Annotated in this window: 13 protein-coding genes; all 13 read left to right on the plus strand. The window is 55.3% G+C overall.

Annotated features, from left to right (window positions below; translation table 11 throughout):
• Positions 1-301: CheR family methyltransferase (locus DPV68_RS14465; protein WP_114167471.1), on the plus strand; the 301-nt coding region annotated here is incomplete at its 5' end.
• A 10-nt stretch (positions 302-311) separates the two neighbouring features.
• The gene (aroC, locus tag DPV68_RS14470) at positions 312-1,472 is read left to right on the plus strand and encodes a chorismate synthase (protein WP_114167472.1); all 1,161 of its coding nucleotides are present in this window, start codon (positions 312-314) and stop codon (positions 1,470-1,472) included.
• On the plus strand, positions 1,466-2,512 hold the full coding sequence (locus DPV68_RS14475; protein WP_114167473.1) for a 3-dehydroquinate synthase: 1,047 nt from the start codon (positions 1,466-1,468) through the stop codon (positions 2,510-2,512). Before aroC ends, DPV68_RS14475 begins: the two co-directional genes overlap by 7 nt.
• 1 nt (position 2,513) lies before the next feature.
• Positions 2,514-3,764, plus strand: a complete 1,251-nt coding sequence (gene aroA, locus DPV68_RS14480; protein ID WP_114167474.1) for a 3-phosphoshikimate 1-carboxyvinyltransferase — start codon at positions 2,514-2,516, stop codon at positions 3,762-3,764.
• Positions 3,765-3,800: 36 nt separating this feature from the next.
• Entirely contained in the window at positions 3,801-5,072 is a 1,272-nt protein-coding gene (locus tag DPV68_RS14485) for a tetratricopeptide repeat protein (protein WP_114167475.1), read from the plus strand.
• Between the two features lie 24 nt (positions 5,073-5,096).
• Positions 5,097-5,630: a ReoY family proteolytic degradation factor gene (locus DPV68_RS14490; protein ID WP_034777333.1), complete on the plus strand. Its 534-nt coding sequence runs from the start codon at positions 5,097-5,099 to the stop codon at positions 5,628-5,630.
• A gap of 189 nt (positions 5,631-5,819) precedes the next feature.
• Positions 5,820-6,236 (plus strand): DUF2487 family protein, encoded by a 417-nt coding sequence (locus DPV68_RS14495; RefSeq protein ID WP_232819668.1) that lies wholly within the window; start codon positions 5,820-5,822, stop codon positions 6,234-6,236.
• A gap of 110 nt (positions 6,237-6,346) precedes the next feature.
• Positions 6,347-6,850 (plus strand): QcrA and Rieske domain-containing protein, encoded by a 504-nt coding sequence (locus DPV68_RS14500; RefSeq protein WP_114167477.1) that lies wholly within the window; start codon positions 6,347-6,349, stop codon positions 6,848-6,850.
• 15 nt (positions 6,851-6,865) lie between these two features.
• A complete protein-coding gene (gene qcrB, locus DPV68_RS14505; protein ID WP_021067209.1) occupies positions 6,866-7,537 on the plus strand; it encodes a menaquinol-cytochrome c reductase cytochrome b subunit in 672 nt (223 codons plus the stop codon).
• Between the two features lie 33 nt (positions 7,538-7,570).
• On the plus strand, positions 7,571-8,365 hold the full coding sequence (locus DPV68_RS14510; protein WP_114167478.1) for a menaquinol-cytochrome c reductase cytochrome b/c subunit: 795 nt from the start codon (positions 7,571-7,573) through the stop codon (positions 8,363-8,365).
• 97 nt (positions 8,366-8,462) lie between these two features.
• On the plus strand, positions 8,463-9,077 hold the full coding sequence (locus tag DPV68_RS14515; protein WP_114167479.1) for a DUF1405 domain-containing protein: 615 nt from the start codon (positions 8,463-8,465) through the stop codon (positions 9,075-9,077).
• Between the two features lie 38 nt (positions 9,078-9,115).
• Positions 9,116-9,799 carry a zinc metallopeptidase gene (locus DPV68_RS14520; RefSeq protein ID WP_114167480.1) on the plus strand — a complete coding sequence of 228 codons (684 nt, stop codon included), beginning with the start codon at positions 9,116-9,118 and terminating at the stop codon, positions 9,797-9,799.
• A 59-nt stretch (positions 9,800-9,858) separates the two neighbouring features.
• Positions 9,859-10,192: GreA/GreB family elongation factor (locus tag DPV68_RS14525; RefSeq protein WP_114167481.1), on the plus strand; the 334-nt coding region annotated here is incomplete at its 3' end.

Raw genomic sequence — 10,192 nt, forward strand, 5'->3', positions numbered from 1 at the left:
GCGTTACTTCACCCGCCGCGGGGACGACTATTACATTACAGAAGACATTAAAAAATTGGTGACGTTCAAAAAACACAATTTGTTGGCCGATGTGTACGAGCGCAATTTCGATTTAATCGTCTGTCGCAACGTCCTGATTTATTTCACCGAAGAAGCGAAAGAGAAAGTTTATAAATCGTTCCACCGTTCCCTTCGGCCAGGCGGGGTCCTCTTTGTGGGGGGCACGGAGCAGATTTTTCAACCGAAACGGTACGGCTACAAGATGAAACAAAGTTTCTTTTACGAAAAATTTGAAGAATGAGGTGGCGCAGATGCGTTATTTGACGGCAGGAGAATCGCACGGACCGGGACTCTCGATCATCATCGAAGGTGTACCGGCCGGGCTTGAAGTTGACGTGCAGGCAATCAATGACGAGCTCGCCAAACGGCAATCCGGTTACGGACGCGGCCGTCGCATGCAAATCGAATCAGACCGAATCGAGGTGAGGGCCGGCATTCGTCACGGGGTGACGACGGGGGCCCCTATTTCGTTTTGGATCGAGAACAAGGACCACACCCACTGGCGGAACGTCATGCAAGCCGAACCTGTCGACGCAGACGTGGAAATCAAGCGCCGCGTCGTCAGACCACGACCGGGACACGCCGATCTCGTCGGCGGACTGAAGTATGACCATCGCGACCTGCGGGATGTGCTCGAACGCTCGAGCGCACGGGAGACGGCGGCTCGTGTCGCCGTCGGGGCACTCAGTAAGCAGTTGCTCGCGTCGGTCGGCATGTCGCTCGTCAGCTATGTGAAAGTGATTGGCGGCGTCACAGCCGAGGCGTCATACGAGTCGCTCGACACGTTGCACGCCGCGATTGAGGCGTCACCGGTCCGGACGATGGACGAGACGGCAGGCCAGGCGATGATGCAACGGATTGATGAGGCGAAAGCTGCCGGCGATTCGCTCGGAGGTGTCGTCTGCACGGAAGTGCATGGCGTCATCCCAGGGCTCGGGTCGTATGTCCAATACGACCGAAAACTCGATGCGGCCATCGCTCGCGCCGTCATGAGCGTCAACGCCATCAAAGGTGTCGCGTTCGGTGACGGGTTTGAGATGGCGTATCGGCCAGGTTCTGAAGTGATGGACCCGATTGCCTATGGCCCGGACGGCTATACGCGGCTGAGCAACCATCTCGGTGGTTTCGAAGGCGGGATGACGACGGGCATGCCAATCGTCTGTACGGCTGTGATGAAGCCGATTCCGACGCTATACAAACCGCTCCAATCGGTCGATATCGATACGAAAGAACCGTTTCTCGCGCAAATCGAGCGCAGCGACGCCTGCGCCGTCCCGGCCGCCTCGCTCGTCGTCGAGGCGGTCATCGCCTTCGAGCTCGCCCGTGAACTGTGCGAGACGTTCGGGCATGACACGGTCAACCGAATCCAGTCACGCGTCGCCGCATACCGGGAAGAGATTCGGACATGGTGACGCTCCATGTGAACGCCTCGACCCCGTATGAGGTCACGATCGAACAGGGTGACGCCTGGCTTGACCATGTCCCATACTTTATGTGTTCAACCGTTTGGGTCGTCACGGATGAGACGATCGACCGGCTGCACGGAAGTGCGTTCCGGGACCGGCTTGCGCATAAACATCGGAACGTCGTCTGGTCGGTCGTTCGCCCTGGCGATGGTTCGAAGTCGCTCGAGACGATCGAACGGCTCGTCGCAGACGGGTTGACGTCTGGCTGTGACCGGGACACGCTCATCATTGCATTTGGCGGTGGCATGATTGGTGACTTGGCCGGCTTTTTAGCGAGCGTCTATATGCGCGGTGTGCGTTACATACAAGTGCCGACGACCGTTCTCGCGCATGACTCGGCCGTCGGGGGGAAAGTCGCGGTCAACCATCCGCTCGCGAAAAATGCGATTGGTGCCTTCTATCAACCGGCGGGCGTCCACTATAACGTGGACCGTCTCGAGACGTTGACGGACCGAGACGTACTGAGTGGGCTCGGCGAGTTAATTAAACATGCCTATTTGTCACGATACGTCCTCGGGCACTCGTTCGAGACCGAGCTGTTCACCGCCTTGGCGCATGGACCGCTCGATTGGGAGACGTGGCTCGCGCGTGGGATCGAAGTGAAACGACAGGTCGTCGAGACCGATGAACGGGAACAAGGCGTACGGGAGTGGCTGAATTTCGGCCATACGTTCGGCCATGCGTTGGAGTCGGCCGAGGCGTACCGTTTATCGCACGGGGAAGCCATCCTGTACGGCATGGTGTACGCCTTCCTCGTCTCCGGCGACGTGAGGCGGGCGGAATCCCTTGCTGCGTACATGAAGCAAGAAAGGATCTCGGAGGTCAACTGGCAACCGTTTGACTCATATCTCGCCGGCATGGGACATGATAAAAAGAATCGGGATGGACACATCCGTTTCGTCTTGCTCGGTGAAGACGTGACTGTGGAACGTGTCACGGTCGAGCGGCTCGCTGAAGCGTTTCATCAACTGAAAGGGTGGTTTTGACATGGCATTGAACGGATTCATACGCGTGCCGAGTGACAAGTCAATCACGCATCGCGCTCTCTTGTTCGGGGCCGTGGCGACCGGGGAGACGACGATTTATAATCCGCTCCTCGGGGAGGATTGCCGGTCGACGCTCGAGGCGATCCGGCGGTTAGGAGCGGACGTCATCGAAGAGCCGGACCGTCTTCTCATCACGGGGGCGAAGACGCTCACATCGGCCGAACTCGATTGCGGGAACTCGGGCACGACGATGCGTCTCATGGCCGGGCTTCTCGCCGGATATGAGGGGGAGTTCAGACTCACCGGGGACGCCTCGCTCTCAAAACGTCCGATGCGTCGAGTGACGGACCCGCTTCGTCAAAGGGGTGCGGAAATCGATGGGGAGTTCGCCCCGATTCAAATTCACGGACGCGCGCTAACGGGCATCGATTACACGTTGCCCGTCGCGAGCGCGCAAGTGAAGTCAGCCGTCCTGTTGGCAGGACTTCGTGCGACCGGACCGACGATCGTGCGCGAGCCTGTCTTATCGCGGGACCATACGGAACGGATGCTTCCTCTTTTCAATGGCCGACTGGACATCACGACAGAGGACGGTGTCCGAACGATTCGGCTCGTCCCGTCCGAACTCGTGGGCGCGACAGTGGCCGTTCCGGCCGATCCATCTTCGGCTGCCTTTTGGTGGGCCGGGGCGGCGCTCGTCCCGGGCAGTCGCGTCACGACGACCGACGTCTGCTTGAACGAGACACGGATCGGGTTTTTACGCACGCTCGAGCGGATGGGGGCGAAGGCGGAAGTGACGAACGTCCGCGCGCTCGGGGAAGAAGCGGTCGGCGACGTGACCGTGTCGACGAGTACTCTTCACGGCATCCGTTTGGACGGGGACGCCATCCCGCACCAAATCGATGAGTTGCCGTTGTTTGCTCTCGTCGCGTCACAAGCGACGAGTCCGTCATCGGTCCGGGACGCGGGCGAACTCCGAGTGAAAGAGACGGACCGGATTCGGACGGTCGTGCGCGAACTTTCGGCGCTCGGCGTCGATGTGCGCGAAACCGAGGACGGATTTGACGTCTATCCGAGCCGGTTGCACGGGGGACATGTCTCCTCGCACGGGGATCACCGCTTGGCGATGATGCTTCAAATCGCGGGCTTATTGACGACAGAACGTGTGACGATTGAAGACGTCGAGGCAGCGGATGTGAGTTACCCGCGATTCCGTGACGATTTACAACGCCTCGGTCGTGAGATAGAATAACGTCAATACGAGTAGCCGGTAGGAGGAACGATAACCATGTTAGACGAAATAGAATTGAACCATATCATCGAGATGCTCGAGAAAGGCGAGACCGAGCATGCCCTCATGCATCTCGAGTCGCTCGAGAAGGAAGGGTCTGATGAAGACCGTCTGGCGATTGCCGACATCTACCTCGAACTCGGGCTCGCCGACCGGGCCGTGAACGTGCTCGCGGCGCTCTACGTCGATTACGCGGGCAACCCGCATGTCGCTTTGTCGCTCGCCGAGGCGTACTTGGACAGCGACCGGGAAGAAGAAGCGATCGCCGTCCTTGAAAAGGTTGATACGGCGGACAAGGAAGCGCATATGCGCAGCCTCGTCTTACTCGCTGACCTGTATCAATCGCAAGGGTTGGACGAAGTCGCAGTGAAGAAATTGATGGAGGCACTTGAAGCGAATCCTGACGAACCGCTGCTCATCTACGGATTAGCTGAACTATATGCATCGATTGGTTCATTCGAACAGGCTGTCCCGCTCTATGCCCGTCTGCCGCACTTGCGCTTGCCGGAAGAACTGGACTATCAGGCGGACTACGCCGAGGCGCTCACGATGATCGGCTCGTTCGAAGAGGCGCTCGATGAGTATGAGAAAGCAAACGACCGCAATTTGAATACCGTTTTCGGGCATGCGATGACGGCCCACCGTATCGGCCGCGACGAAGTCGCCGTCAAACAGTTCGAGTCGCTCCAAGCGATGGACCCCGATTTCACGTCGCTCTATCTGCCTTATACGGAAGCGCTCGACGCGCTCGGCCGTCTCGATGAGGCGCTGACCGTGATCGATCAGGGCATCGATCGTGACGATTACAACGATGAGTTGCGCACGGTGAAGGCGAAGCTGTTCTTGAAGCAAGGGCGGAAGGACGAGGCGGTCACGGAACTCCGTGAGGCGCTCGCGCTGAACCCGGAATCGCTCCAGGCGACTGAGTTGCTCTTGTCGGTGTTGTTCGAAGCTGGGGATATGGAGGCAGTGCTCGAGACGATCGATGCGCTCGAGGAACATTCGACGTCACCGCTTATGACCTGGTACAAAGCGAAAGCGGCCTATGAGCTTGAGGACTACGAGCAAGCCGTCACGTTATACGGGTCGATCGAGCAAGTTTATAAAGAGGACGTGTCATTTGCCATCGAATGGGCTACACTATTGATAGAAGAAGGACAGCGTGCCGAAGCGCAACGAGTGCTCGAGCAAACGCTTGCGCTTACCGTCGATGTCGACGACCGCCAAACTCTTGAGGAGCGGCTCGGCCGGTTGACGGACCACGATTAATCGATACAAAGGAGATGGGGTCATATGGTCGAGCGGAAAAAGATGTTCTTAAAGCGATTCCTCGCTCATCATACGCTTCGCAAACGAGAGGCCAAGTGGATTATCGACTACTGGCTCAGACATCCAGAAAAACTCGGGAACGTTCATTTCGTCACGAACGCCTCAGTCTCACCGCGTAGCCTGATCATGACGGCGTACGGCTTTGACGGGGAACCGTTCCGTTACCGCCGGGGTGACCTCATCACGGTCAATCCCGAGAAGGCGTATCACGACATCCGGCTCCATGACGGTGCCATCTACGTGGAGCTCAACTTTCAAGGGATGATGATCGACGAGATGTGGATCGACATCGTTGAATTGAACCCGTTCGAACCCGTCGCCGAACTGAAGGATGAAGTGACGACATCCGCCCAGACGGTCATCCGGGCCTCGGTCGCCCAGTTCGAGGAAGAACGTCTGCTCGTCGAAATCGACAAAGCGCTCGACCGGCGCGACGAGAAACTGTTCCGTAATTTGACGAGCCAGCTACATCAAGTACGGGCTTCAAAATTATTTTAATAAAAACAAGCGCTTCCGTTATGGTCGGCGCTTGTTTTTTGATATATTAATGACGTAGGAACACACAATAATTTCACATTTCGTTCATAAGTTTCGCAGAAGGAACGTTTGGAGGTACGTTACAATGGACATGATGATGTATGTCTGGAGGAGAGGAGGAGGAAGATGAGGTTCGATGGCATAGACGCGATGAAATCGCTGACAGAACGCCAGTACGTCGACACGCTCGTCGTCCCACTCGTCGAACTGGCGTTTGATGAGGACATGGTGCGTAAAGCCGAAGGGAACGAAGTCATTCAGGCAGTGGCACTTGAGACCGAACGGCAACTGTCGGGGCGGACGATGCTCAGCCCGACGCTAAGTTACGTCGACGTGGACGCTGGTCGGGCGACGGCAGAAGCGGTGCTAACGAAAGCGGTATCCTCTGGCTTTTCCCATGTGTTGTTCATCTCCTCGGATTTGCGTTTCAAAGGGTCTGAACTGCCGATGATGTTTGTTCCGCCGCTTGCGTTAAAAGGCATGTCCGGCGAGCAGTCGCACACGATGGTTCAAAATTTTGCGACGCAAGTCATTACCGAGCTTTCGAGCCGTTGGATGGCGACATGAAGCGGTTGACGTGGAGGTTTTATTGATATACTATTTTGTTGAGTGAGAAATTTTTGTGAAGAATGCATAAAGAATTATGGGGTTATGCACACGAATGAGGGGGGAACGAAATGGCTCAAAATGGGTCAAAAGTCACACGCCGTCAGTTCTTAACGTATACGTTGACTGGTGTAGGTGGCTTTATGGCGGCAACATTGATCAGTCCGATGGTCAACTTTGCGATCGATCCGGTCTTAAAAAAATCGGATGCGGGCGATAAAGTAAAAGTCATCAGTCTCGACGACATCACGACTGAGCCGCAACGTGTCGACTTTAAGAAACAAACGCAAGATGCTTGGTATGAATTTGAAGAAACGCTTTCGGCGTGGGTATTTAAAAATGAGAGCGGTGAAATTGTCGCTTTGTCTCCAATTTGTACGCACCTCGGCTGCCAAGTAGCATATGGTGGAGACCCGACTCGTCCGACAGAGTTCTTCTGTCCGTGTCACTTCGGTCGCTATGAGAAAGATGGAACGAACATTCCGGGTACGCCTCCGACGTCACCACTTGCACGCTACGAAAAAGAAGAAAAAGACGGCTTCCTATACTTGGGCAGTCCAGTCGCACAGTTGTGAGAGGGGGAATAGTCGATGTTACAAAAAATTTATGATTGGGTCGATGAACGCGTCGACATCACGCCGTTATGGCGCGACATCGCTGACCATGAAGTTCCAGAACACGTCAACCCTGCCCATCACTTTTCAGCATTTGTTTATTGTTTTGGCGGTCTGACGTTCTTCACAATCGTGATTCAAATTCTATCAGGGATGTTCTTGACGATGTACTACGTACCAGACATCATCAACGCGCACGCGTCGGTGTACTATTTGCAAAACGAGATCGCACACGGACAAATTGTTCGTGGGATGCACCACTGGGGCGCATCGGTCGCCATCGTCATGTTGTTCTTACATACGCTCCGCGTATTCTTTACCGGATCGTATAAGAAACCGCGCGAACTCAACTGGGTCGTCGGTGTTCTCTTGTTCTTCGTCGTCTTGGCGCTCGGTCTTACAGGGTACTTGTTGCCGTGGGATATGAAAGCGTTGTTCGCGACGAAAGTTACGCTTCAAATTGCCGAGAGTGTCCCGGTCATTGGTGGCATCGCCAAGACGCTTCTCGCCGGTGGCGAGATCGTCGGCGCACGGACGCTCACGAACTTCTTCGCCATTCACGTCTTCTTCTTACCGGCGGCCTTGTTCGGACTCCTCGGAGCCCACTTCTTGATGATTCGTAAACAAGGGATTTCAGGACCGCTATAAGCCGATTCGAAGATATAAAGGGGGAGAAACGATATGCATCGCGGTAAAGGGATGAAATTTGTAACCGACTCTCGAGTAGGAATCTCGAATCGGAAACAAAACATTGCAAAAGACTTTTCTGAATACCCAGGACGCACTGAGGCGTTCTGGCCGAACTTCTTGTTGAAAGAGTGGATGGTCGGTTCGGTCTTCTTGATCGGATTCATCGCCTTGACGATCGTCGAGGCACCACCGCTTCAAAACATCGCCGATCCAACGAACACGTCTTACATTCCGTTGCCGGACTGGTATTTCTTGTTCTTGTATCAATTGCTCAAGTACCAATTCGCAGCAGGGGATTGGATCCTTCTTGGAACGGTCATCTTGCCAGGGGTCGCCTTCACGGCACTCTTGATCGCACCATGGCTTGACCAAGGACTCGAACGCCGTCCGGCGAAACGTCCGGTCGCCATCAGTTTCATGCTTCTCGGAATTTTGTCGATCTTCTACTTGACGTGGGAGTCGGTTCAAACGACACACTGGGATCAAGTTCACGAGCAAGGAATTCTTCAAGTACCGGGCGAAGGCCCAGAAATCGATACGGCTGCACCAGGTTACGAGATTTATGCGGCCCAGTCTTGTGTGAACTGTCACGGTCAGAACCTTGAAGGCGGCGCAGCCGCACCAGGTCTCGTCGGAACAGCTTACACGGCTGAAGAAATTGCGGATATCGCGGTCAACGGGATTGGAACGATGCCGGCCGGCCAATGGGAAGGTTCGGATGAGGACCTCCAAGCCATGTCTGAATTCATCGCCTCATATGGTGAAGGCGGCGAAAACAACCAATAAACGATTGGTTCAAGAAGTGTGTCCCGTTTGCGGGGCACGCTTCTTTTTACTTTGGCGCCTGTGCGCTACAATAGACAAAAAAGGATGGAATACTCGAATGATACATATGTTACGCCCAATCCTTACCCATCGAATCGTTTTAATGCTCTTGTTCATCATCAACTTGCTCGGCACCATTTACGGATACATCTGGTATGAGCCCCAGCTTCGCGATACGCCGCTCCTCTATTGGCCGTTTGTACCGGACAGCCCGACGGCCTCGCTCTTCTTCACGATCGTGCTCGGCCTATGGCTTGCCGGAAAGAAGTCGCCGCTTATCGAGACGCTCGCCTTCGTCACGCTCATCAAATACGGGGTGTGGGCCGTCGTCATGAACCTGTTGTTCTTGCGAGAACTCGGTCCGGATGCGGAGACGTTCACCGTGCTCATGGCCGTCATGCTGATGGTGTCACACGGGGCGATGGCGTTGCAGGCACTGTTATACGCGCCATTCATGACTTGGACGGTCCGTTCGTTCGTCTTGACGCTCGTCTGGGTCATCCATAACGATGTCGTCGACTATGTGCTCGGGCAATGGCCGCGCTATCCGTCGCTCGCCGAGCACATCGCCTGGATCGGCTACGGGTCATTCTGGTTGACGGGATTATGTTTTTTTATGGGATACCACTTCATCCTGCGCACTTCGCTTGATAATAAGTTCATAAGAATGTAAAATCAGGGTATCAAATACACGCAGAGGTGATCGAGAACATGTCATTAGGTGGCTATATTTTCTATCTTGCACTGATTATGCTCATCCCATTATGGGCGCAGATGCGAGTGAAAAGTACGTACAAAAAGTTTCTCCAACAACCGATTCAAAGCGGCGTCACGGGTGCACAAGTCGCTGACTTCATTATGAAACAAAACGGTGTCCACAACGTCCGCATCGAGATGGTCGACGGCTTGATGAGCGACCATTACGACCCGGTCAATAAAGTCGTCCGTCTCTCACGGGAAGTGTATCAAGGCTCGACAATCTCATCGGCTGCGATTGCGGCCCACGAGATCGGCCACGTCATTCAAGATGCGACCGACTATAAGATGATGCGTGTCCGCCACCGGCTCGTGCCGGTCGTGAACATCACGTCGAACTTGTCGTTCCCGCTTCTCATAGGTGGTTTCTTGCTCGGCGCGATGGGCCTCGCCCAACTCGGTGTCATCATGATGCTCGGGGCGGTCGTGTTCCAACTCGTCACACTCCCGGTCGAATTCGATGCCTCGAAACGGGCCATGACTGAACTGACGAGCCACGGCATCGTCACGGCAACCGAAGAGTCGGGTGCGCGCAAAGTGCTCAACGCGGCAGCATGGACGTACGTGGCGGCAACACTCGTCGCCGTCGCCGAACTGATCCGCTTGGCGCTCATCGTCTTCATGCCACGTGATGAGTAGAATCAACGGTCCCGTCCACGTGGCGGGACTTTTTTATCATGTTTGGAAAGGAGACCGAGATGTCAAAACCACAGCTGACGAAGGCGGGTCGCCTGCGTCTGGTCGAACAACTCGAGACGCTTCGCATCGAGGGTCGGCGTGAAGCGCTCGAACGCGTCAAGGCGGCCCGGAAATTTTGTGACTTTCGAGAAGATGTGACGTATTTTGACGCAGTCCGCGAACAAGAGCGCATCGAGACGAAAATCATCGAACTTGAGCGCACACTCGCCGATGCTGTCATCGTTGACGAGGGTCGGCCCGACGTCGTCGCGTTCGGGAGCCGAGTCATCATTCGGGAATTACCGGACGGGGCCGACGAGACGTACCGTCTCGTCGGTGAGCTCGAGGCCGATT

The organism is Exiguobacterium sp. TNDT2 (genome assembly GCF_003331145.1).
Lineage (GTDB): Bacteria > Bacillota > Bacilli > Exiguobacteriales > Exiguobacteriaceae > Exiguobacterium.